The following is a 20,769-nucleotide window of genomic DNA, read 5'->3' on the forward strand; positions in this document are numbered from 1 at the left end:
GGAGCCCTGATCGCTGAAGCACGGGATCGTTGGGGCTCGAGCCCTGATCGCTAGAGCACGTTGATGGCGGTGGCGCGCCACCGCGCATCCAGGCCCTCGAGCCGCAGCGCGACGGCGCGAGCCCGCGCCCGACCGCGCACGATCACGACGGCCTCGACCACGCCGTCTCTCGGCTCGCAGCGATGTGCCGGACCGAGTGCGAATGCCGGGCGGCTCGGGGCGCGACCCTTCGCATTGCGCGCCCGCGCCGAGAGCACCGTGCGCTTGAGCAGGTGCCGATAGACGTCGTCGGTGACCCAGCGCGAGATCTGCTCGAGGTCTCGCGCCCCCGCGAGGATCTCGATGACGCAGCGCGTCAGGTTTTCGATCAGCGGGGTCGGGTCGGGCAACGCCGCGCTGGAGGTGGGCTGGTGGCCGAAGAACTCGTCGGGGACGAACCGTGGCCGTATCACCTTCGACGGCAGCGGAACGATGCCCCTGCCCGTGTCGTGCTGGTCTGTCGGTAGCGCTGTGCTCATTGGATCTCCCCACGAATCCGATGCCCAGACGGAATGGTCCACCCCCCGAGTGGGGGGTGAAGGATACTCAACCAGTTCGGGCATCCGTTGTCCATCGTCTCGCCGAGATTGTGGATAACCCGATCCCGGGTCGGTGCGCCTGACTAGCGTCGGGGCATGCGCTGGGACAAGCTCTTCGACGACCTCGAGAGCCAGCTCGAGCGCGAACTCACCGCCGAGGAGCTCGATCTCGGCGCCGAGGAGGAGCGCCTTCGGCTGAGCAGGCTCACCATGCGTGACCGACTCGACGCCGCCCCGGGAGCCGTGCTCGCCCTGACTCTGGTCGACGGCACCCGTCTGGCCGTGCGGGTGGTCACGGTCGGCAGGGACTGGCTCTCGGCGGATGTCGTCGACGACTCCACGGCGCGCCGCCAGGCCATCCTCCCGATCGCAGCGATCGCCTCCGTGGTGCTGCCCCGCGAGATCGTCGCCGCGAGCCTGGCCGCCCGGCACGAGCCGCATCCCGCGCTCACCGCGCGGCTGGGTCTGGCGTTCGTGCTGCGCGATCTCTGCCGCCGACGCCGACCCGTGGGGCTCTCGGTCGCCGGCGCGACGCTGCACGGCACGATCGATCGCGTCGGCCGTGATCACTTCGACCTCGCGATCCACGAGCCCGGCAGCGCACGCCGCGATTCGGAGGTCGCGGAGATCCGGATGGTCGCGCTCGCCGCCGTGCTCATGGTGCGGCTCTAGCGGATCGCACGGCGGCGACAGCGGCGACCGCCGCACCGGAGGGTCTAGCGACCACGCCGCTCCGGGAACTCGGCGAGGTCCGCGAAGTCCGCCTGGTTCCAGAGATTCATGCGCCGGGTCTCCTCGTACATCGCCTCGATATACGACTCGAGCACCGTGCGCTCGATGCGCCACTGCCCGCCGGCGCCGACCTTGATGGCGGGCAGTTCGCCCGAGCGGATGAGACTCGCCGCCTGCTTCGTCGAGATGGCGAGCACCTCGGCCGTATCGGCGAGGGTGAGGAATCGCCCGAGGGATTCGGCTGGCGTCTGCTCGTCCATGCCACGATTATTCAGCGGTCGAGGAGGCCGTGGGGTGGATGTGGATAACTCGGGGCGCGGTCGCTCGGTGCCGCTGAGCATGGTCGCATGAAGTCCGCTTCCGCACCCAGGAAGGCGCGTTCCATCGCCTTCGACCCGCGCTTGGCCATCGGCCTCGCGCTCGTCATCGGCTCCGTCGCCGGCGTGGTCGCCATCGTCTCGGCGGCCGATCGCACCGTCACGGTCTATGCGGCGCCGGGGGCACTGACACCCGGCGAACGCATCCGCCCGGCGGATCTCGATACCCGCCACGTGCGACTCGACGACGCCGAGACGCTCTACCTCGTCCCGGGAGACGTGCCCTCGGATGGACTCGTCGTCACGCGCACCATCGCCGCGGGCGAGCTCGTGCCGACCTCGGCGATCGGCAGCGCGCAGGGCCTGCGGTCGACCTCGGTCGTGCTCGATGTCGGCGTCGCCCTCGCGGCAGCGGTGCAGCCGGCCGCGCTCGTCGACGTCTGGGCCGCCCGAGAGGTCGACGGCGGCGGGTATGGCCCGCCCACCGCCATCGTGTCCGGGGCGACGGTGGTGCGCCTGTTGGAATCCGACTCCATCGTCTCCGGCGGCGACAGCACCGCCATCGAAGTGCTCGTACCGCGTTCGAAGCTCGCCAGGGTGCTCGAGGCCGTCGCCAACGGCGACGCGATCTCGATCGTGCCCGCGGGACTGCCGGGGCGCTGACGTGCGACTCGTGCTGGCGCTGCCACTGGCGCTCGAGGATCGCATCGCCGAGGAGGCGACGCGGCACGGCCACGAGGTGATCGCGCGCTCCCCGAGCGGGGCGGAGCTGGCATCCCTCGTCGGTGCCCTGCGGCCGGATGCGGCGATCGTCGCCGCCGAGCCGCGTTACCTCACCGACCGGCTGCTCGCGACCTGCGACGAATCGGGCACCCGGGTCGTCGCACTCGCCGCCGACGACGTCGGTCGCCGCCACGCGAGCGTGCTCGGGTTGTTCGAGACTCTGGATGCCGCGGCCGCCTGGTCCGACGTCGAGCGTGCTCTCGAGGGCGCCCACCCGGCGCCGCCGAAGCCATCCCGCGCCGCCGGGCGCGGCACCGTGATCGCGGTGTGGGGACCGGCGGGCGCACCGGGTCGCACCACCCTCGCGATCGGCATCGCCGCCGAACTCGCCGCCCTCGGCCACGCCGTGGTGCTCGCCGACGTCGACACCCACGGCGCCTCGGTCGCACCCGCGCTGGGCATGCTCGACGAGGCGCCCGGATTCGCGGCCGCCTGCCGGTTGGCCGGCAACGACGCCCTCGATCACGCGGAGCTGCAGCGCATCGCGCAGCGCTACGAGTCCCCGTCCGGCGGGTTCGAGGTGCTCACGGGCATCGGGCGTCCGACCCGCTGGCCGGAGCTCTCCGCCGAGCGGGTGTCGACGAGCATCCGCGCCTGTCGCACCTGGGCGGACTTCACCGTGCTCGACACGAGTTCGAGCCTGGAGAACGACGAGGAGATCTCGAGCGACCTGTACGCGCCGCGGCGCAACGCCGCCACCGTCACCGCCGTGCACGAGGCGGACGCCGTCGTCGCGGTGGGCTCGGCCGACCCGGTGGGCTTGTCCCGCTTTCTGCGAGCGCACGTCGATCTCGTCGAGACCGCGTCGACGACCGACGTCACCGTGGTGATGAACCGGGTGCGCGCCTCGGCGATCGGCATGAACCCGAGCGGCCAGGTCACGCAGACGCTCTCGAGATTCGGGGGCATCGCCTCGCCGGTGCTCGTGCCGCACGACCAGGCTGCACTCGACGGCGCCGTGCTCAGCGGGCGCACCCTGGTGGATGCGGCGCCGCGCTCCCCGGCACGCGCCGCGATTCGCGGGCTGGTCGCCTCGCGGCTCGCCCCGGAAACCGCCCCGCCCGCGTCGTCCAGGCGGGGCGTGCTCCGAGCGCTCAGGCGGTGATGCCCGCCGCCTCGAGGTTCTTCAGGAACGCGGCCATCCAGGTGCCGTTGTCCGGCCAAGCGCGGGCGCTCACCAGGTTGCCGTCGACGACGGCTCCGCCGTCTTCGAAGGTCGCACCGGCGAGCTGCACGTCGATCGCGAGCTCGGGATACGCCGAGGTCGTGCGCCCGTCGAGCACGCCCGCCGAGGCCAGCAGCAGCGGCCCGTGGCAGGTCGCCGCGACGGGCGCCCGGCGCTCCATGATCGCGCGCACGATGCGCTTGGCGTGCTCGTTGTTGCGGATGTACTCGGGTGCGCGCCCGCCGGGGATCACGGCGGCGACGTAGTCGTCGGGGTCGACGTCCTCGAAGGCGATGTCGGCATCCCAGCTGTGGCCGGGCTTCTCGGTGTAGGTGTCGTAGCCGGGCACGAAGTCGTGCACGACGAACTGCAGCTTCTTCTTCTCGGGAGCCGCGATGTGCACTTCGAAGCCGGCCTCTTGCAGCCGGTGGTACGGGTAGAACACCTCGAGGGTCTCGGCGGCGTCGCCGGTGAGGATGATGATGCGAGCCATGGCGGCCAACCTCCTTGTCAGCGGGGCGGGCTCGGATGCCGGCCCCGCAAGCATCGTGGGCGCAGCCCGCGCGCACGGCAACCACGCTTCCCACGATGTGCGAATCGGGCCGGAATCCGTTCTGCGCGCGCCGACGGAGCGGACGTACGATGTCGACATGGGCACTGCGATGGAGCAGGAGGGGTCGTCCGGCACCCAAGCGGCCGAACGTCTGCTCAAGGTGCTCGAGATCGTCGGGTCGAGCGATGACGGGGCGGATGTCGCATCCATCGCCGCGCGGTTGGGACTGAGCCTGTCGACCACCTACCGGCTCGTGGGGGTGCTGCAGCGGCAGGGCTACCTGCTGCGGCGCAGTCAGGAGGCGCGCTATGTGCTCGGGCGCACCGTCGCCCTGCTGGGTCTGGCCGTGCAGCGTCAGGTGTTCGCGACGCCCGAGGTGCGCGCCCTGCTCGAGGCCGCCCGCGACGAGCTCGGCGCCCCGATCTACCTGACCGCGTTTCACGCCGATGAGATCGTCGTCGCGCACATCGCGGATTCGCCCGAGCATCCTCGCATCGGGCAGTTGCACACCGGCTTCGCCGACGCCAGCCATGTCACCGCGTTCGGCAAGCTCATGCTGGCCGCCAAGAGTCGCGAGGAGCTCGATCGCCACTTCGAGGAGCACTCGTTGCGGGCGCTCACCCCGCGCAGCGCGACCGACGCCGGCACGCTGCGGGAACAGCTCGAGACCGTGCGCCACGAACGGATCGCCGTGGAGGTGGAGGAGTACATGCCACGACTGGCGTGCATCGCCGCGCCGGTGCGCTCGGCGCACGGCAGCACGATCGGGGCGGTCTCGGTCTCCGTCTCGGCTGAGGACTTCACGAGCCGAGCCGACGCGTTGGAACGCGTCGTGCGGCGCACCGCGTGGACGGTCTCCTCGCGCCTGGCCTGATCGACCGATCGCGCCTGGCGCACCGCGGCGACCCGCTGCGATCGGCCCACGATAGCCTGAGAGCATGTCGACACTCTCCGACCTCGTGCAGGCACAGGGGCGCTCGGACGAGGCGGACATCGAATGGCTGCATCTGCTCGTCGGCGACTGGCAGCTGCTTGCCGATCTCGCCTTCGCCGACATCGTGCTCTGGGTGCCGAGCAAGGACGGCAGCTTCGTCGCCGTCGCCCACGCCCGCCCGTCGAGCGCGGCGACGCTGTTCTACCGCGACTTCGTCGGTCAGCCGATCAAGCCGGAGTGGAAGGCGCAGGTCACCGAGGCCTTCGAGTCCGTGCGCATCGTGGACACCGCGGCACCCGACTGGTACGAGGAGACCCCGACGCGCGTGCGTGCGGTGCCGGTGCTGCGGCGGCTCAGCCCGAGCGGGAGTGCCACGACCGTGTTCCCGATCGCGGTGATCACCCGCCACAGCAATCTCAGCGAGGCGCGAACGCCATCCCGGCAGGAGCTCACCTTCAATGAGTGCGCCAATGACCTGTTCGCCATGATCGCTTCGGGAGACTTCCCCGACCTCGGCGCGCCGAGCGGTCCGCGCCGCGGCGCGCCACGGGCGTCCGACGGCCTGATCCGCCTCGACGTGGACGGCATCGTCACCTTCGCGAGCCCGAACGCGCTCTCCGCGTTCAACCGCATGGGGTTCGCGGGCGAGCTCGAAGGCGAGTCCCTCGCCGAGGTGACCACCGGGCTCATCACCGGCCAGTTGACCGTCGACGAGTCACTGCCTCTGGTGGTTACCGGTCGCGCACCGTGGCGCACCGACATCGAGGCTCGCGGGGTCACGGTCTCGCTGCGCACCATCCCGATCCGCAACAAGGGCGAGCGGGTCGGCGCGATCGTGCTCTGCCGTGATGCGACCGAGATCCGGCATCAGGAGCGCGAGCTGATCACCAAGGATGCCACGATCCGCGAGATCCACCACCGGGTCAAGAACAACCTCCAGACGGTGGCGTCGCTGCTGCGCATCCAGGCGCGCAGCACTCACAGTGAGGTCGCGAAGGAGGCGCTCGGTCAGGCGATGCGGCGCGTCGCGGCCATCGCGGTCGTGCACGACACGCTGAGCGAGGGGCTGAACCAGAACGTCGACTTCGACACCGTGTTCGACCGGGTGCTGCTGCTGGTGGCGGAGGTGGCATCCGCGCACAACACCACCGTGCGGCCGAAGTTCCAGGGCAGCTTCGGTGTGCTGCCGAGCGAGTATGCGACGCCGCTCTCGTTGGCGCTGACCGAACTGGTCACGAACGCCGTCGAGCACGGCCTCGCGGGTCAGACCGACGGCGAGGTGCTCATCGTCGCGCGGCGCACGGACAAGAAGCTCAGCGTGAAGGTGCAGGACAACGGCTCGGGTCTGCCCGAAGGCAAGGTCGGCGCCGGGCTCGGCACGCAGATCGTGCGCACGCTCATCCAGGGTGAACTCGGCGGCACGATCGACTGGCACACGCTCGAGGGCGAGGGCACCGAGGTGACGATCGAGGTGCCGACCAGGTGGCTCTCGCGCAGCGAGGTGCTGAAGCCGCCGCCGACGCGGGACTAGAGCGGGCGGGCGCGAGACTGATGCGCGGCGAGCGCGGGCGGCGCGAGACGAGGACGCGCGGCGAGCGCAACGAGGGCGCGCGGCGAGCGCAACGAGGGCGCGCGGCGAGCGCGACTAGGACGCGCGGCGAGCGCGGGCGGCGCGGCGCTTGAGCGCGCGACGCTCGTCTTCGCTCAGACCGCCCCAGACGCCGGAGTCCTGGGAGGTGTCGAGCGCGTACTGGAGGCACATCTCGGTGACGGAGCAGCGTGCGCAGACCGACTTCGCCTTGTCGATCTGGTCGACGGCGGGGCCGGTGTTGCCGACCGGGAAGAACAGCTCCGGGTCCGCGGTGAGACAGGCGGCCTTGTCACGCCAATCCATGTGGTGCTCCTTCGGTGCGCGGCGGCAAAAACCGCCAGAACAGGCCAGTTCAGCCTGGAGAGAAAACTCGGGTTCGAGAAACGTTCAGCGACCCGCTCGCGACACTGGGAGCAAGAAATCGACCTCCAATAGACTCTCATAGCGTTTGATGCAAATCAATGATTTTTTCCGTGAGGACCCCGTGAGCGACCGCCCGCCGACACCGCGTCGACACCCCCTTCTGCTAGTGCTCGCCGGCATTCTGTTCGCCGAGTGCGCTCTGCTGACCGTCGCCACGATCTATCTCGTCATCGAGCTACTTGTGGACGAGCCGGACTCCTTCGCCAGTGCCGTGGCGCTGACCGCGCTGACCGCGGTCGCGGCGGTCTGGCTCGCCGTCATCGCCGTCAATCTGCTGCGCGGCAAGGCGTGGACCCGCGGAGCCACCGTCGTCTGGCAGGTGCTGCAGCTCGCGGTCGCGGTCGGTTTCTTCCAGGGACTCTTCGCCAGGCAAGACCTCGGCTGGGCCCTGCTGCTGCCGGCCGTGGCCGCGCTGGTGCTGCTGTTCACTCGCCCCGTGATCGCGGCGACCGCCCGGCGCGGCTAGGCGCGTTCGATGGGCGCACTTCTGCATCGCGCGCAGTCGCTCAGCCGGCGGCGTAGTGGAGGCGACTCTTGCTGGGTGCCGGAATCCGCCGCTGGTCCGGATCGTCACGTGGTGGGGGCGTAACGAAGTAGTTCCCCGCCTCTCTGGTGATGGTCCAGCCGTTGTTGTGGATCAGCAGGTGGTGATGTCGGCAGAGCAGGATGCCGTTCGCGATGTCCGTGCGGCCGCCGTGCTGCCAGTGGGTGACGTGGTGGGCTTCGGTCCAGGAGGGTGGTCGCGCGCAGTCAGGGAAGCGGCATCCGCCGTCCCGAGCGGCGAGGGCTTGCCGTTGGCGGCCGGTGAAGTGCCGGTATTCGAGACCGACGTCGACGACCTGCCGGTCGGCGTCGAACAGGATCGGCACGATGGTGGCGTCGCAGGCATGGCGTTCGGCGGTGCGGACGCTGATCGGAGCGGTCTGACCTTCGAGGCGGGCAATGCCGGCGCGGCGGTCGAGGTCGGTGGCGGTGACGTGGAGGGTGACGGTGCGCCCCGTGCCCAGCAGGATGCTGTCGTCGACGACGGTGCCAATGCGGACGAGTTCGACGAGCGCGTCGAGTGCGATCTGCTCGGTGGTGCGCCGGTCATCGATGAGGGCGTCGGCGGCGTCACGCGCGGTGGGGTCGACAAAGCGCGGTCCGCCGCGTCGGGGTGAGGTGGCGGCGTCGATCGCGGTGGTCACGGTGGCCGCGGACTCGGGGTCGAGGAGTCCGATGAGGCGGGTCATCCCGTCCGCCTGGCGAGTCAGGTGCAGGGAGCGGCGTTCCCGGAGGGCGTGCTCGAGGTCGGTGACCCGACCGAGATCGAGTTCGGCGCGCAGATCACGGGCGTCGGCGGCCAGGCGTTCGACCGTGATGGCTGGGGCACGAGCCACCAGGGTCGTGGCGGCATCCGTGAGGTCGACGGTCGTGATGTGATCGTCGGGGGCGCCGAGGCCGGCGCGGATGGCCTCGAAGGCGTCCAGCGAGATGGCACCGTGGGCGAGCGCGGTGGCGGCGGGAGCCAGCCACAGGGCTGCGGTGCCCGCGGCGATGCCGGACGGGCTGGGGCCGGCGGCGGTCGGGTCAGCGGAGTCGAGGGTCGCGGCGAGATGCGCACCCGCGCGCACCAGCGAGTTCGCCTGCCTGGCCGTAGCCCCGGTGAGCTGCTGCACGAGCACCGCCGGCGTGCGGGCGCCGAGGCGCTGGGCGAGGCCATCGTGGCCGAGCTCGGGGCGGGAGCGGCGGGCGATCTCGTCCGCGATGAGGGCAGCCGCGGCATCCACCCGACGCCCGAGCTCCGCGACCGAGCGCTGGCGCTCGAGCAAGGCGGGGTCGGGGAGCCCACCGAGCAGCCCCGAGTTGAGCTCGAGGAGGTCGGTGGGGTTCATACCCCAATTCTCCCAGGATTCGAACATTTGTACTAGTACAAGAAGTCCGAGCGAGGTGGCCTGTGGAGGAGAAGAGCCGGGCGCTACTCGAGCCCGAGCTTCTTGCGCAGCATCGCGACGTGACCGGTGGCCTTCACGTTGTAGAGCGCGAGCGTGATCACGCCCTGCTCGTCGAGCACGAACGTCGAGCGGATGACCCCCACCACCGTCTTGCCATACAACTGCTTTTCGCCCCACACGCCGTACGCCTCATGCACCACGCGGTCGGGGTCGCTCAGCAGCTCGAAGTTCAGGCCGTCTCGCTCGCGGAACTCGGTGAGCTTCGCCGGGGCATCCCGCGAGATCCCCACGACGGTGTAGCCGGACGACTTCAGCGAGTTCAGGTTGTCGCGGAAGTCGCAGGCCTGCTTCGTGCATCCTTCGGTCATCGCCTCCGGATAGAAGTACAGGATCACCTTCTGCCCGCGCAGATCGCTCAGCGAGACGGATGCGCCGTCCTGATCTTCGAGGGTGAATGCGGGTGCCGCGGTGCCGGCCTCGAGCTTCTCGGTCATTGGTCTCCTCCAGTGCTCCGCTGTCATGCTAATCTTGTTCGTCGGCCCGGATGTTCGCGGATGGGCCCAAGCACCTCTAGCTCAATTGGCAGAGCAACTGACTCTTAATCAGTGGGTTCCGGGTTCAAGTCCCGGGGGGTGTACCAGAAGCACTGCGTGCCGCGCCGGCATCCAGTCGCAGACGGATACCGCTCGCGAAGCAGATGCGGCCCGTGAGAGCGATGCAGCCGAACTCGAGCAGGAGTTGCAGTACATCACCGACACCACCGACGCGTGCCGGAGCTCGATCAAGGTCTTGGAACCCGCCGTTCGGCTCGACGGTGATGGGAGCATCCTGAACGTCAGCGAGCTCGAGGCGCTTGCAGAGCAGGAGGGCGTCGTCCAGCAGCGCTCCGGGGATTTCGGAACCTGCTAGTCCACGCGTACGAGGCTCATTGCTCATCTCTTTGAGGCAACAGCCAGTAGGGGGTTGTCGTGGACCCCGTCCAGCGAGGGGCGCGTAGTCCGGTGGCATCGACGTACGCGAGGAAGATCGCGCCGGTCTGATCGGTGATGGTGGCGAGGTTCTCCTGGCCGGATGTGATCGCGAGGCGGTCGAGCTTCGGCCCGACGAATCCGGAGCAGGTGACCTGACCCGCGTCGACCATGACGATGTCGAGCAGGTCGCCGTTCGGTGCGTGGCGGCGGATGTTGGACCCGCCGAACTGGGCGACCCACAGCATCCCTTGCGCATCGACGGTGAGCCCGTCGGGATAGGCCGGCAGGTCGTTCTCGTCGAGGACGGTGACCCAGGGCTCGCGCGAGTCGAAGGGACCGAAGCCGTAGGAGTGCTTCGAGACGGTCTTGGCGAAGGTGTCGACGTGGTAGATCGTGCCGCCGTCGGGGGAGAAGGCGATGCCGTTGGAGAGGCGGACCCCCTCGCGGAGCACCTCGACCCTGCTATTGGGGAACACCCGCAACAGTCGCTCTTCGCCGGTGTCGCCGCCGATGGTGAGGCTGCCGACGACGAACGCGCCGAACATGTCGGCCGCGCCGTCGTTGAGGCGCACGTCGCTGCGGTCGCCGAGCAGGTCGGGGCCGAACGAGATCACCCCACCGGGAGAGATCGTGGCGAGGCCACGTGATGCCGCGACGAGCAGGCCGCCGTCCTCGGCGAGTGCGACCGCGCCGACCGTCTGTCCCAGGGCGATGTCCTCGACGACGGTCAGCCTGTCGTCGGCGAGCTCGCCGGCGAGCACCCGCCCCTTCCAGATGTCGACCCAGCGCACGAGCGCCCGCTCCTCGTCCCAGATCACGCCCTCGGCGAGGTCATAGGTCGCCTCGGTGGCGGCGACGCCGGTGTGTAGTGCCATGCTCACTCCGACCGGAGGCGGAGCTCTTGCATGCCGCCGTCCACCGCGATGGAGGTTCCCGTCGTGGTGTTCACGTCGAGCACCGCCACCTGTGCGCCGAATGCAGCCAGTCGGCTCGCGACCGCGGCCCCGATGCCCGAGGCCCCTCCGGCGACGATGGCGACCAGGTTCTGGAACTCGCTCATGATGCGTCCGCTTCTTCGGTGACGGGGGAGGCGGCCCGGTCCAGCACCTCCAGGATGTGCTGGTAGTCGTGCCCGGTGGCTCGGGTCATCCCGATCTCGCACGTGCGGTTGCAGGAGACGTAGGCGTCGAACTCGCTCCCGCCGACCTCGGCGGATTCGCGTGCTGTGGCGCTCGCGGTCAGTTCGGGGTGGAGCATCCCTCGATCGCCGGCGAAGGCGCAGCAGCCCCAGTCGTCCGGCACGGTGACCTCGCCCGAGACGGCCGCGGCGAGGGTGGCGAGGTTCGCATTCGAACCTGCGCGGGTGCTCGAGCAGGTCGGGTGCACGACGATGCTGCCGAGCGTCGGATCGACGACCAGATTCGGGAGGATGTGCTCGGCGGCGAAGTCGACGGCGTCGATGATGCGCATCGAGTGGTAGTCGGGGCGCTCGTCGATCGCCTTCTCGAGTGCGAGCACGAGTCCCTCGGAGCAGGAGGAGTTGTCGCACACGATGGGCAGGCGTCCGTGGTCGGAGGCCACCCAGAGAGCGTCCGCGGTGCGGGCGACCATGTCGTGGTAGCCATCGAGCATGCCCTTGGACTTCCAGGGGGTGCCGCAGCACAGGCTGCCGATGCCCTCCGGTCGCACGAGTCCGATGCCCGCCTTCTCTGCCAGGGACTGGAACGCCACGGCGACGCCCTCGCCGCCCTCGGCGGGGCCGAACATCGTGCCGACGCAGGCCTGGAAGTACACGGCGTCCGCGACTCCGGTCGTGCCGGACCTGCGCTTGCTGCCGCCCTTCGGGAGGTCCTTCGACCACAGCGGCATCACGTCGGAGCCGACCACCGCTCGGGCCGCCTTGTTGGGCGCCGTGATGAGCGGAGCGGGGATCGCCGAGGCGACGCTGAGCGCGAGGGAGGCAACGCCGGTGACCGGACCCCACGCCTTGCCTGCCGCGTTCCACACGGCGCTGTTGACGGCGCCGACCGTCTCGGAGCGCAGGCGGCGCACGAGGTCGCCGGTGTTGATGAGCACGGGGCAGGCGGTCTGGCACATGCCGTCGACGGCGCAGGTGTCGATGACGTCGTATCCCTGCGCGGCGCGCAGTTCCTTCGCCAGCGCCGCGTCGCCGCGCTGGTCGGCCTCCGCGATCGCGCGGCTGACGACGATGCGCTGCCGGGGAGTCGTGGTCAGATCCTTGCTCGGGCACACGGGCTCGCAGTACCCGCACTCGACGCAGCGGTCGGCCTCGACCTCGATGGTCGGGGTGGACTTGAGGTTGCGCAGGTGCAGGTCGGCGTCCTCGGTGAGGATCGTGTCCGGGTTGAGGATGCCTGCCGGGTCGAAGGCGGCCTTGATGTCGAGCATGATCCCGTAGAGCTCCGGGCCGTACTGTCGCTCCACGAAGGGCGCCATGATCCGACCGGTTCCGTGCTCGGCCTTGAGGGTGCCGCCCGCCGTGAGCACGAGCTCGACCATGTCCTCGGTAAAGGCGCGGTAGCGGGCGAGGTTGGACTCGCTCTCGAAGTCCTCGTTGATGAGGAAGTGGACGTTGCCGTCCTTGGCGTGGCCGAAGATGACCGCGTCGTCGTAGCCGTGGATCGCGAACAGCCTGGTCAGGCCCGCGCAGGTCTCGGAGAGGCGGGCGACGGGAACCGCGATGTCCTCGAGCAGGGCGGTCGTGCCGGAGGGCCGGGCCCCGGCGACCGTCGCGTAGAGCCCCTTGCGGATGTGCCACAGCGAGGCGCGGAGCTTCGGATCGCGCGTGAGCACCGGTGTGGTCGTCAAGGGCAGACGCGCGAAGAGCCCTTCGGCGCCCACGCTGAGTTCGAACAGCTCGCCGACGTCGGCGGCCTGGTACTCGACGAGCAGCGCGCAGTGATCCACGATGTCGAAACTCGGCAGGGCATCGCGCGACTCGGGGTCGATGAGGGCGGCGCGCAGGGATGCCGCATCCATGAGCTCGATCGTGGTGGGGCTCGTGGCGATGATGTCGACCAGCGCGTCGGTCGCCGCGCGCAGCGTGTCGAACACGAGCAGGGTCGTCGCCGCGTGCTTGAGGAGGGGGACGGTGTTGAAGGTCGCCTCAGCGACGAACCCGAGCGTGCCCTCGCTGCCGATGATGAGGTGGGCCAGGATGTCGGCAGGGGCCTCGTAGTCGACGAGTGAGTTCAGGCCGTAGCCCATGGTGTTCTTGATGCCGTACTGGCGCACGATCTCGTCGACCAACTCGGGCCTGGCCATGATCTGCCGTCGCAGTGTTGCGAGATCGCGCCAGAGCGCGGGCTCGCGCTCGCGCAGGCGGTCGTCGGCGTCCGGAAGGGACGTGTCGACGATCGTGCCGGACGGCAGCACGATGACCGCCGACCGCAGCGTGCGATACGTGTTCTGCTCCGTGCCGCAGGCCATGCCGCTCGAGTTGTTGGCGACGACGCCGCCGATCGTGCAGGCGATCTCGCTCGCCGGGTCGGGGCCGAGCTTGCGGCCGTGCCGCAGCAGCCGTGCGTTGACCTGTCGCACCGTCGCGCCGGGGCCGACCCGCGCGATCAGGCCATCCTCTTCGATGGAGATGGAGCGGAAGAACTTGCGTGTGTCGACGAGGATGCTGCCCGTCGAGGCCTGCCCCGAGAGAGAGGTGCCGCCGGACCGGAACGTCAGCGCCTCACCTCCCGCGGTCGCGTAGGCGAACAGGGCCGCGACCTCCTCGGCGTTCTTGGGAGTCACCACCGCCCGCGGCGTGAGGAGGTAGTGCGAGGCGTCCACGGCCGCGATCACGCGGTCGAAGGAACTCGTCGACACCGCCCCGTGGCGGGGCAGGGCCGCGCCGATGGCCGCGCCGAGCGTCGTCTCGTCGCGCGCGAGGTCGGCACGCGATGCGGATTCAATGAGACTCACGGCTCACCTTGTCTCCCGAAGAACCGACGAGGAAATCGAGATCAGCGCCCTGGTCGGCTTGCAGCACGTGATCGACATACAGCTTGGCCCACCCGCGCACATGCGCGCGCATCGACGACCCCAACCTGGACGTGACCTTCTCGATGACGACGTGCTTGCCGGCGTCGAGCGCGAGCAGGGTGTGCTCCTCGTGCATCGGGTGCTCGGTCGCGACATAGACCACGTCGACGGACGGGCCGTCCACCAGCGCCGCGCGAGGCTCGGCGCCTGCAGCAGCTCTTCGATCGGTGGACGGAGGAGGATCCCGGCGTTCTCGGACATGGCTAGACGGCTACCGGCCGACCGGTGGTGGCCGAGAGCTGGGCGGCATCGGCGAGGATGAGGGCGGCTCGTCCATCCTCGAAGTCCGGGCTGCCGGACGCGCCGCTGACGAGCACAGAGCTCGACGGCACGTTCGTGGCCTGCAGCATTCCGTCGCTCCCGAAGGCCTCGATGCGCTGGTCGTACCCGAAGGCGCTGTGGCGCGAGTTGATGATCGTTGCTACGGCCCCGTTCGCCGCGCGGGGGGTCACGACGGCGGAGTCGAAGTCGCCTGCCTCCGCCATTTCCGCGCTGAACGAGTTCGCACCGACGGCGGAGACCCCGACGATGTCTCCGAGCATAGAGCGGGCCATGTCGAAGTCGTGAATCGTCATGTCTCGGAAGATGCCGCCGGAGGCGGCGACGTACGTCGCGGGCGGCGGAGCCGAGTCCCGGCTCATGATGATGAGTCGTTCCTGCCGGCCGAGCTCACCGCCGGCGAACCGCCTCTGGATCTCGGCGAAACACCGGCAGTCCGGCGTCGAGGCACGCGGCGATGAGGTCGACGTGGGTCGGCACCGATCTCGGCGATGGGCTGTTCGCCGACAGGCTCGCCGCCGACGAGCGTGCCGCTGTGTCGCGATGAGGATCAGGATGGCGGCGCAGGAGAAGACGCTGCCCGGTTCGTCCCTCCTCGACCGCCACACCGCGGTGCTCGCCGCGGGCTTCGACGGCGTCGAGGTCTCCATGCCGGTGGATGGTCCCAGCCGCAGGACGGAACTCGTCGACGCCGTCGCATCCGGACCGGGAGCCCGACGAGGTGGAACGCGAGCGCGCTGCGGTCGTGGCGGACGTTCCACATGTCGTTGGAGGAGGTGAGCATCCCGGCGGCCTTGCGCCGTGTCTCGGGATGGCTCGCGCACGTGCGGCTCGGTGACAGCAACCGCTTGGAGCCCGGCGCCGGGCACACGGTGTGGACAGAGGTGCTGTCGGCGCTCGACGAGATCGGGTACGACGGATGGCTCGCGATGGAGTGCATGCTGAGCGAGGAGGCGACGGTCGTGCTGCCCCGGGTGAGCGCTCTGCTGCGCGCCGACTCCGCGCGCGCGAGCACCGACGGCCGCCGCGCCTGAGTCCCCGGGCGTCAGGGCGCGGTGACCGGCGTCCCCGCCCGATCGGCACCCGCCCGCACCCCGCGCACCGTCGTGACCCCGACGCAGACGACCCACACCAGCCACGGGAAGATCGCCAGCAGCGCGTTGCCGAACCCGCCGACGGCGAAGAAGCTGTCGGGTGACGTGCCGCCCAGGCCGACGATCGCCCAGGCGAGGTTGGAGAGGGCGGTCGCGGCGGCCAGGAAGCCCGTCCAGCGCGGCACCGCCGCAGACGCGAACGTCAGGTAGGCGGCGGTTGCCGAGACCAGGGCGAGCAGCACCGCGCCGGTGGAGCCGAACATGATGCTGTGCCCGAGGATGAGCGCCTCGATCACCGCGGGGTCCGGCCTGATGCCGATGACATCCAGCGCCGCGCCGCCGTCCATGGCGTCGCCGACGAGGGTGACCGCGATGAAGACGAGTCCCGCACCGAAGGTGATGTCGGCGATCCACTCGAGATCGGGGCGCGCCTTGTTCACGAGCTGGCGGAACGCGCCGAGGAAGACGATGAGGAACGCCATCAGGAACGTGTCGGCCAGGATCACGATGATCGTCTGCGTCGCCGTCGCCTGGGTGTACGCGATGAGCGCCTGGGAGTCATCGAGCTCGGGTCGAGCGCCCATCGTGAGCTTGGTGATCGACTCGAGCGCCAGGAACACGGCGACGGCGATCGCGGAGACGCCGGTCCAGCGGCGCACGTCGGGGGTTCTCAACATGCGACCAGTCTGGCCGACGTGGGAGCTATCCGTCCCAGCGCTTGATGAGCGCCGCGAGCGCCTGCCCGCCGCCGATGCACATCGTCACGATGCCGTACTCGAGGCCCCGGCGCTTGAGGTCCTTCGCGGCGCGCACGGTGAGGATGGCGCCGGTCGCCCCGACCGGGTGGCCGAGCGCGATCGCGCCGCCGTAGGGGTTCACCTGGGCGGGATCCAGGCCCACGTCGCGGATCACGGCCTGCGCCTGCGAGGCGAAGGCCTCGTTGAGCTCGATCGTGCCGATGTCCTTCGGGGTCATCCCGGTGTTCTTGAAGAGCTTGCGCAGCGCGAGCGTGGGGGCATAGCCCATCAGCTCGGGCTCCAGCGCGGCGGTCGCGACGTGTTCGATCGTCGCGAGGCCGCTCAGGCCCTGCTCCTTCGCGCGCGAGGCCTTCATCAGGATCACCGCGGCGGCCCCGTCGTTGACGCCCGAGGCGTTGCCGGCCGTGACCGACCCGCCCTCCCGGAACGCGGCCTTCAGCGCGCCGAGCGCCTCGAGGGTCGTCTCGGGGCGCGGGTGCTCATCGACCTCGAAGGTGAACGGATTCCGACCGCCGACCTCGACGGGCACGATCTCCTCCGCGAATGCGGCCAGGGCTTCGGGTGTCGCGGCGCGGCGCTGGCTCTCGAGCGCGAAGGCGTCCTGCTCCTCGCGGGAGATGCCGAACTTCTCGGCCACGTTCTCGGCCGTCACGCCCATGTGCTTCTTGCTGAACGGGTCGGTGAGCATCGCGATCGTGCCGTCGACGAGGGTGCGGTTGCCCAGGCGCGGATTGTCGCGCGCGTCGAAGTCGAGGAAGGGCATCCGCGACATCGACTCGTTGCCGCCGGCGAGCACGACGTCGACGCCGCCCCACAGTAGCTCTTGCGCGCCCGACCAGATGGCCTGCAGGCCGGAGCCGCAGAGCCGGTTGACGGTGAAGGCCGGAGTGTTGGTGTCGAGGCCCGCGGCGAGCGCGACCGCCCGCGCGTTGTACGCGTCCGGCCCCACCTGGCCGATGATGCCCATGATGACCTCACCGATCTCGGCCGGATCGACGCCGCTGCGCTCGATGGCACCCTTCGCGGCGATCGCGCCCAGCTCGTGGGCCGGTACGGTCTTGAGGCTGCCGCCGTAGCGACCGACCGCGGTGCGCGCGCCGTCGACGATGAGGATGGATTCTGCGGACAACGGTGTCTCCTTGTTTCCCGTGGGCAATCGGGCTTCGTAGCGTGGTGGCCGACCCTTTGACGATACTCCGATGCGCCGGAGCCGCCCGCCGTCCACTCGTGCGCGCGGGCGGAGGACCGCCGAAGGGTGGCGACTGCCGAGCTCCTCGGGCCTCCTAGTCGCACGGCTCTGTCGGGGTGAGCGTGTAGGTCAGATCGATCGGTGCATCGGCGGTGTGCCCTTCGGGCGTCGTGAGCGTGCTGTCTCCCGACGCGTGGAGGCTCGTCGCCACGTCCTCGGAGTTGCGCGCGACCGAGTAGTCACCGTCGCCGGCAAAGGTGAGATCGTACCGGCCGCCCTCCATCTGGAACCTCCCGTCGTCCTCTCCCGCGGGCGTGAAGCTGAAGGTGAGCCCGGACCCAACGATCTCGAAGGGTTCGGTAAGGCTGCAGATCGTCGCGCGAGCGGTGTACTCGTCGACCGTGACATCCGCGACGTACGCTCCGCCCCCAGTCGACAGCGGGATGCTCGCCCGCCCCACTCCACGATTGGACCGCGACTCCACCGTGACCGTGCCGGATCGGTCCTTCTCCGACGGTGCGCGGTAGTCGAGCGTCGCAGGAGCTGAGTGCCGGTCGCCGGACGAGGCGAGTGTGCCTTCGCCCGTGAGCGTGGCGACGAGCGTACCGCCGGTTTCCGAGCCGTCGAGTACCGAGCGAGGGACCGCCTCGATCGTGATGTCGGCCTCGGGTGTGAGGCTGCCAGGGTCCTCGGAGGGGCTGAGCGTCACCTCCACGCAACGCCCCGACATCCAGCCGTCTCGGGCCGCCGTGAACAGGTCGTTGGCGACCATCGCCGCGAGCCCTGCGGCCATCTCGGCGGCGCCTTGCACGAACTCCGCGCTCGCTTCGCTGCTCCACCGGTTTGCGGTTACCTCGCCCGCGGAGTTGCCGCTGTGGTCGAGGAACTCGCCCTTGCCGCCCCGGCTCTGTGAGTGCTGTTGCCGGTAGGTGTACTCGCTCGACGACAGCGCCGCGGAGTCGTCGAGCTGGCCCGTGGCATCCACCTCGAGCTCGATTGAGCCCCCCGCGGTTCCGAGGCTCACACGGACGGATACGTCGGCGGACAGCTCGACCGTCCCGGAAGCATCCGGGCACGGCTGGATCTCCGACGATGCGGCAATCGCGACGCTCAGATCGCCCTCAGTCCCGCCCGCCGAGTAGGTCGTCTCGACCACCCCGTCGGCCCCGACCGAGATGGTTGCAGAACCGCCCGTGATCTCTGTGGTGTCGGAACCGCGAGTTCCGCTGTTGCTGTGGTCGACGCCCATCTTCCCGAACTCGCCGATCGCGAGGAAGCCGATTCCGAATGCCGAGGCGATGCTGTTCACGCCCGCGGCAGAGCTCACGAGCTGAACCGTCGAAGGGGACTCCCGCTCGTGAAGAATGGCGTCTCCGAGCGGCTTGACCGCGGTCGCGACGATCTCCGGATCGAGACCCCACTCTTGCCACGTCCGTGCCTCAGCCCGAGTGGCGATCGAGATCACCGCCGCCTCGAGATCGTCCTGGTCGAGGGCCGCGAGCGAGCGGATCGTCTCCCGGGCCGCGGCGCCGAGGGGATCGGCCGGTGCGCAACCGGTGAGAAGCGCGGCCACGAGGGCGACGGGCAGGAGGGCGCAGACGGCTCGGCTCATCTCTCGACGCTAGGCCTGGAGGCACCCCGGTGAAACCGATTCGGAGGCTCAGCAACCCTGGTGCAACGTTCACGAACTTGGCCCCCGCTCGAGAAGGGCGGGGGCCAAGTGTAGGTGTGGTGCCTACTGCTTCTTCGGCGCCTTCGCGTCGCCGTCGAAGACCTCAGACTCCATCGCGTCGTACCCCTCGGCCTGCGGGTCGCCGTGCAGTCCGCCGCTGATGGCGTACTCCTCCTCGGGCGAGAGCACGAGCTGCTTGCGCCCCCAGATCGCGAACCCGGCAAGGATCACCACGTAGACGATCACGATCGCGATGATCGCCGGCTGGAAAGTCGGGTTGATGAGGAATCCGACGAACACGAGCGCCGCGATGATCGCCGCGATGTACGCGCCGGGCAGGCCCCACGGGCTCTTGTACGGGCGCTTCGCGTCGGGGAACTTGCGCCGCAGGATGATGAACGACACCATCTGCAGGAAGTACGCGAGCACCGCGCCCCACACCGCGATGTTCAGGATGATCGCACCCGCCACCGCGCCGACACCCTCCACGCCGGCGAGCAGGTCGAGCACGATGAGCGCCACGAAGCCGATCACCGCACCGACGATGAGCGCGACCCACGGGGTCTGGCGCTTGCCGGTGAGCGAGAAGAACTTCGGGTAGTACCCGGCGCGGGAGAGCGAGTACATGTTGCGCCCGTAGGCGAACATGATGCCCTGCAGCGAGGCGAGCAGACCGATGAGCGCGAACAGCGACAGCACCGCGGCGAGTTCGTCGCCGACGATCGCGCGGAATCCGTCGAGCAGCGGTTCACCCGCGACGCCGGTGGCTTCGGCACCGATCACGCCCGTGTTCAGCACGAGCACCAGCACGCCCGTGACGATGAGCGTGCCGCGCGCGATCAGCCCGGCCCGCGGGATGTCGCGGCTGGGGTTGTGGGACTCCTCCGCCGCCAGCGGCAGCTCCTCGATGCCGAGGAAGAACCACATCGCGAACGGCAGCGCGAACAGGATCGGCACCACGCCGTGCGGCAGGAACGCGCTCTGGCCCGGGTCGGGGACGATGTCGAAGAGCTTGTCCCAGCTGAAGACGCCGGAGAACACGGCCATCACCGAGAACACGAGCAGGATCGCGATCGAGATGATCGAGACCACGATGGCGAACTTGAAGGAGATGTTCGCGCCGGCCGCGTTGAGGGCGATGAACGCGATGTAGAGCACGGCGTACCAGATCCACATGTTGCCGGTCAGGTCGAAGCCGAGCAGCTCGCTCGTGATGCCGTTGGCGTAGCTGGCGGAGAAGAACACGATCACCGCGGTCGTCGCGACGTACTCGATCGTTTCGGCCAGTCCGGTGACGAGTCCGCCCCACGGCCCCATCGCCGAACGGGAGAACGAGTACGCGCCACCGGTGTGCGGCATCGCCGCCGCCATCTCGCCGATGGAGAAGATGAGGCCGTAGTACATCGCGACGAGGATGACGAAGGCGATCGTCATCCCGCCGAAGCCGGCGAAGTCGATGCCGAAGTTCCAGCCGGAGAAGTCGCCGGAGATGACGGCGGCAACCGCGAGACCCCACAGTCCCCACACGCCGGCGGTGCGCTTGAGCTTGCGTTTTTCGAAGTACTCGGCGCCGGCCGTCGTATACGTGACGCCCGAGACGTTCTTGGTCTCTGCCATGTCGGTCCTTCCCAGTCGATGATCGGGTGCGCAACCACGGCAGACCGCCGCGTCCACGCTTAAGCCATGAGCATGGCCTCCATTGGTCGCTTGTGTCTACCTTTGGATGTAAACACCGCGTTA

24 protein-coding genes and 1 tRNA gene are annotated in these 20,769 nt (G+C 69.5%); 10 read left to right on the forward strand and 15 right to left on the reverse strand.

Annotation, left to right across the window (positions count from 1 at the left end; all coding sequences use genetic code 11):
• Positions 1-50 precede the first annotated feature (50 nt).
• Complete coding sequence (locus tag PYV02_RS08915; RefSeq protein ID WP_275758276.1) at positions 51-518, reverse strand: Rv3235 family protein; 468 nt, start codon at positions 516-518, stop codon at positions 51-53.
• Between the two features lie 156 nt (positions 519-674).
• Here PYV02_RS08915 and PYV02_RS08920 point away from each other — a divergent pair, with 156 nt between their 5' ends.
• Complete coding sequence (locus tag PYV02_RS08920; protein ID WP_275758278.1) at positions 675-1,250, forward strand: hypothetical protein; 576 nt, start codon at positions 675-677, stop codon at positions 1,248-1,250.
• 44 nt (positions 1,251-1,294) lie between these two features.
• On the opposite strand, the gene PYV02_RS08925 is transcribed toward PYV02_RS08920, so the two are convergent.
• Positions 1,295-1,570, reverse strand: coding sequence for a helix-turn-helix domain-containing protein (locus PYV02_RS08925; protein ID WP_275758280.1), 276 nt, complete (start codon positions 1,568-1,570; stop codon positions 1,295-1,297).
• Positions 1,571-1,657: 87 nt separating this feature from the next.
• On the opposite strand from PYV02_RS08925, the gene PYV02_RS08930 reads away from it, so the two are divergent.
• Positions 1,658-2,290 (forward strand): hypothetical protein, encoded by a 633-nt coding sequence (locus PYV02_RS08930; protein WP_275758283.1) that lies wholly within the window; start codon positions 1,658-1,660, stop codon positions 2,288-2,290.
• A gap of 1 nt (position 2,291) precedes the next feature.
• On the forward strand, positions 2,292-3,515 hold the full coding sequence (locus PYV02_RS08935) for a CpaE/TadZ family protein (protein ID WP_275758285.1): 1,224 nt from the start codon (positions 2,292-2,294) through the stop codon (positions 3,513-3,515).
• On the opposite strand, the gene PYV02_RS08940 is transcribed toward PYV02_RS08935, so the two are convergent.
• Positions 3,505-4,068: a DJ-1/PfpI family protein gene (locus PYV02_RS08940; RefSeq protein WP_275758286.1), complete on the reverse strand. Its 564-nt coding sequence runs from the start codon at positions 4,066-4,068 to the stop codon at positions 3,505-3,507. The two genes, PYV02_RS08935 and PYV02_RS08940, sit on opposite strands and share 11 nt — an antisense overlap.
• A gap of 157 nt (positions 4,069-4,225) precedes the next feature.
• Between PYV02_RS08940 and PYV02_RS08945 the strand changes: the two genes are divergently transcribed.
• Complete coding sequence (locus tag PYV02_RS08945) at positions 4,226-5,002, forward strand: IclR family transcriptional regulator (protein WP_275758288.1); 777 nt, start codon at positions 4,226-4,228, stop codon at positions 5,000-5,002.
• A 64-nt stretch (positions 5,003-5,066) separates the two neighbouring features.
• The gene (locus tag PYV02_RS08950; RefSeq protein ID WP_275758290.1) at positions 5,067-6,593 is read left to right on the forward strand and encodes a sensor histidine kinase; all 1,527 of its coding nucleotides are present in this window, start codon (positions 5,067-5,069) and stop codon (positions 6,591-6,593) included.
• Between the two features lie 114 nt (positions 6,594-6,707).
• On the opposite strand, the gene PYV02_RS08955 is transcribed toward PYV02_RS08950, so the two are convergent.
• Positions 6,708-6,956 carry a WhiB family transcriptional regulator gene (locus PYV02_RS08955; protein ID WP_275758292.1) on the reverse strand — a complete coding sequence of 83 codons (249 nt, stop codon included), beginning with the start codon at positions 6,954-6,956 and terminating at the stop codon, positions 6,708-6,710.
• 226 nt (positions 6,957-7,182) lie between these two features.
• Here PYV02_RS08955 and PYV02_RS08960 point away from each other — a divergent pair, with 226 nt between their 5' ends.
• The gene (locus tag PYV02_RS08960; protein ID WP_275758294.1) at positions 7,183-7,542 is read left to right on the forward strand and encodes a hypothetical protein; all 360 of its coding nucleotides are present in this window, start codon (positions 7,183-7,185) and stop codon (positions 7,540-7,542) included.
• A 40-nt stretch (positions 7,543-7,582) separates the two neighbouring features.
• Here the strand turns inward: PYV02_RS08960 and PYV02_RS08965 are convergent, their stop codons facing one another.
• Both PYV02_RS08965 and bcp read right to left on the reverse strand, forming a co-directional pair.
• Positions 7,583-8,950, reverse strand: coding sequence for an HNH endonuclease signature motif containing protein (locus PYV02_RS08965; RefSeq protein WP_275758296.1), 1,368 nt, complete (start codon positions 8,948-8,950; stop codon positions 7,583-7,585).
• An 83-nt stretch (positions 8,951-9,033) separates the two neighbouring features.
• On the reverse strand, positions 9,034-9,504 hold the full coding sequence (gene bcp / locus PYV02_RS08970) for a thioredoxin-dependent thiol peroxidase (protein WP_275758298.1): 471 nt from the start codon (positions 9,502-9,504) through the stop codon (positions 9,034-9,036).
• 70 nt (positions 9,505-9,574) lie between these two features.
• Here bcp and PYV02_RS08975 point away from each other — a divergent pair.
• Together PYV02_RS08975 and PYV02_RS08980 are read left to right on the forward strand one after the other, a co-directional pair.
• A tRNA-Lys gene (locus PYV02_RS08975) sits at positions 9,575-9,650 on the forward strand.
• A gap of 98 nt (positions 9,651-9,748) precedes the next feature.
• Positions 9,749-9,919 carry a hypothetical protein gene (locus PYV02_RS08980; RefSeq protein ID WP_275758300.1) on the forward strand — a complete coding sequence of 57 codons (171 nt, stop codon included), beginning with the start codon at positions 9,749-9,751 and terminating at the stop codon, positions 9,917-9,919.
• A gap of 16 nt (positions 9,920-9,935) precedes the next feature.
• Here the strand turns inward: PYV02_RS08980 and PYV02_RS08985 are convergent, their stop codons facing one another.
• From PYV02_RS08985 to PYV02_RS09005, 5 genes are all read right to left on the reverse strand, one after another.
• The gene (locus PYV02_RS08985; RefSeq protein ID WP_275758302.1) at positions 9,936-10,856 is read right to left on the reverse strand and encodes an SMP-30/gluconolactonase/LRE family protein; all 921 of its coding nucleotides are present in this window, start codon (positions 10,854-10,856) and stop codon (positions 9,936-9,938) included.
• Positions 10,857-10,858: 2 nt separating this feature from the next.
• Positions 10,859-11,041: an SDR family NAD(P)-dependent oxidoreductase gene (locus PYV02_RS15390; RefSeq protein ID WP_420833607.1), complete on the reverse strand. Its 183-nt coding sequence runs from the start codon at positions 11,039-11,041 to the stop codon at positions 10,859-10,861.
• Positions 11,038-13,917, reverse strand: a complete 2,880-nt coding sequence (locus PYV02_RS08995) for an FAD-binding and (Fe-S)-binding domain-containing protein (protein WP_275758304.1) — start codon at positions 13,915-13,917, stop codon at positions 11,038-11,040. The genes PYV02_RS15390 and PYV02_RS08995 overlap by 4 nt, the downstream gene beginning before the upstream one ends.
• Complete coding sequence (locus tag PYV02_RS09000) at positions 13,904-14,161, reverse strand: Gfo/Idh/MocA family oxidoreductase (protein ID WP_275758306.1); 258 nt, start codon at positions 14,159-14,161, stop codon at positions 13,904-13,906. The genes PYV02_RS08995 and PYV02_RS09000 overlap by 14 nt, the downstream gene beginning before the upstream one ends.
• Before the next feature lie 79 nt (positions 14,162-14,240).
• Positions 14,241-14,732, reverse strand: coding sequence for a Gfo/Idh/MocA family protein (locus PYV02_RS09005; RefSeq protein ID WP_420833612.1), 492 nt, complete (start codon positions 14,730-14,732; stop codon positions 14,241-14,243).
• Positions 14,733-14,871: 139 nt separating this feature from the next.
• Here PYV02_RS09005 and PYV02_RS09010 point away from each other — a divergent pair, with 139 nt between their 5' ends.
• Together PYV02_RS09010 and PYV02_RS09015 are read left to right on the forward strand one after the other, a co-directional pair.
• Positions 14,872-15,096, forward strand: coding sequence for a hypothetical protein (locus PYV02_RS09010; protein WP_275758307.1), 225 nt, complete (start codon positions 14,872-14,874; stop codon positions 15,094-15,096).
• Positions 15,078-15,350 (forward strand): hypothetical protein, encoded by a 273-nt coding sequence (locus tag PYV02_RS09015; protein WP_275758308.1) that lies wholly within the window; start codon positions 15,078-15,080, stop codon positions 15,348-15,350. The genes PYV02_RS09010 and PYV02_RS09015 overlap by 19 nt, the downstream gene beginning before the upstream one ends.
• An 11-nt stretch (positions 15,351-15,361) precedes the next feature.
• Here PYV02_RS09015 and PYV02_RS09020 read toward each other — a convergent pair whose 3' ends face one another.
• The 4 genes from PYV02_RS09020 to PYV02_RS09035 all read right to left on the reverse strand — a co-directional run bounded on the left by PYV02_RS09020 (position 15,362) and on the right by PYV02_RS09035 (position 20,646).
• The gene (locus PYV02_RS09020) at positions 15,362-16,087 is read right to left on the reverse strand and encodes a hypothetical protein (protein WP_275758310.1); all 726 of its coding nucleotides are present in this window, start codon (positions 16,085-16,087) and stop codon (positions 15,362-15,364) included.
• Between the two features lie 25 nt (positions 16,088-16,112).
• Positions 16,113-17,297 carry a thiolase family protein gene (locus PYV02_RS09025; RefSeq protein WP_275758312.1) on the reverse strand — a complete coding sequence of 395 codons (1,185 nt, stop codon included), beginning with the start codon at positions 17,295-17,297 and terminating at the stop codon, positions 16,113-16,115.
• A 154-nt stretch (positions 17,298-17,451) separates the two neighbouring features.
• Positions 17,452-18,969: a hypothetical protein gene (locus tag PYV02_RS09030; RefSeq protein WP_275758314.1), complete on the reverse strand. Its 1,518-nt coding sequence runs from the start codon at positions 18,967-18,969 to the stop codon at positions 17,452-17,454.
• 123 nt (positions 18,970-19,092) lie between these two features.
• Positions 19,093-20,646 carry an amino acid permease gene (locus PYV02_RS09035; protein ID WP_275758316.1) on the reverse strand — a complete coding sequence of 518 codons (1,554 nt, stop codon included), beginning with the start codon at positions 20,644-20,646 and terminating at the stop codon, positions 19,093-19,095.
• Between the last annotated feature and the right edge of the window lie 123 nt (positions 20,647-20,769).

This window comes from Antiquaquibacter metalliresistens, assembly GCF_029211225.1.
In the GTDB taxonomy this organism is placed as follows: domain Bacteria; phylum Actinomycetota; class Actinomycetes; order Actinomycetales; family Microbacteriaceae; genus Rhodoglobus; species Rhodoglobus metalliresistens.

Excerpts from the sequence above, each read along its gene's own strand:
- PYV02_RS08915 (WP_275758276.1), bottom strand. The coding sequence starts at position 518 with ATGAGCACAGCGCTACCGACAGACCAGCACGACACGGGCAGGGGCATC.
- PYV02_RS08920 (WP_275758278.1), top strand. The coding sequence starts at position 675 with ATGCGCTGGGACAAGCTCTTCGACGACCTCGAGAGCCAGCTCGAGCGC.
- PYV02_RS08925 (WP_275758280.1), bottom strand. The coding sequence starts at position 1,570 with ATGGACGAGCAGACGCCAGCCGAATCCCTCGGGCGATTCCTCACCCTC.
- PYV02_RS08930 (WP_275758283.1), top strand. The coding sequence starts at position 1,658 with ATGAAGTCCGCTTCCGCACCCAGGAAGGCGCGTTCCATCGCCTTCGAC.
- PYV02_RS08940 (WP_275758286.1), bottom strand. The coding sequence starts at position 4,068 with ATGGCTCGCATCATCATCCTCACCGGCGACGCCGCCGAGACCCTCGAG.
- PYV02_RS08945 (WP_275758288.1), top strand. The coding sequence starts at position 4,226 with ATGGGCACTGCGATGGAGCAGGAGGGGTCGTCCGGCACCCAAGCGGCC.
- PYV02_RS08950 (WP_275758290.1), top strand. The coding sequence starts at position 5,067 with ATGTCGACACTCTCCGACCTCGTGCAGGCACAGGGGCGCTCGGACGAG.
- PYV02_RS08955 (WP_275758292.1), bottom strand. The coding sequence starts at position 6,956 with ATGGATTGGCGTGACAAGGCCGCCTGTCTCACCGCGGACCCGGAGCTG.
- PYV02_RS08965 (WP_275758296.1), bottom strand. The coding sequence starts at position 8,950 with ATGAACCCCACCGACCTCCTCGAGCTCAACTCGGGGCTGCTCGGTGGG.
- bcp (WP_275758298.1), bottom strand. The coding sequence starts at position 9,504 with ATGACCGAGAAGCTCGAGGCCGGCACCGCGGCACCCGCATTCACCCTC.
- PYV02_RS08985 (WP_275758302.1), bottom strand. The coding sequence starts at position 10,856 with ATGGCACTACACACCGGCGTCGCCGCCACCGAGGCGACCTATGACCTC.
- PYV02_RS15390 (WP_420833607.1), bottom strand. The coding sequence starts at position 11,041 with ATGAGCGAGTTCCAGAACCTGGTCGCCATCGTCGCCGGAGGGGCCTCG.
- PYV02_RS09010 (WP_275758307.1), top strand. The coding sequence starts at position 14,872 with ATGGCGGCGCAGGAGAAGACGCTGCCCGGTTCGTCCCTCCTCGACCGC.
- PYV02_RS09015 (WP_275758308.1), top strand. The coding sequence starts at position 15,078 with ATGTCGTTGGAGGAGGTGAGCATCCCGGCGGCCTTGCGCCGTGTCTCG.
- PYV02_RS09020 (WP_275758310.1), bottom strand. The coding sequence starts at position 16,087 with ATGTTGAGAACCCCCGACGTGCGCCGCTGGACCGGCGTCTCCGCGATC.
- PYV02_RS09030 (WP_275758314.1), bottom strand. The coding sequence starts at position 18,969 with ATGAGCCGAGCCGTCTGCGCCCTCCTGCCCGTCGCCCTCGTGGCCGCG.
- PYV02_RS09035 (WP_275758316.1), bottom strand. The coding sequence starts at position 20,646 with ATGGCAGAGACCAAGAACGTCTCGGGCGTCACGTATACGACGGCCGGC.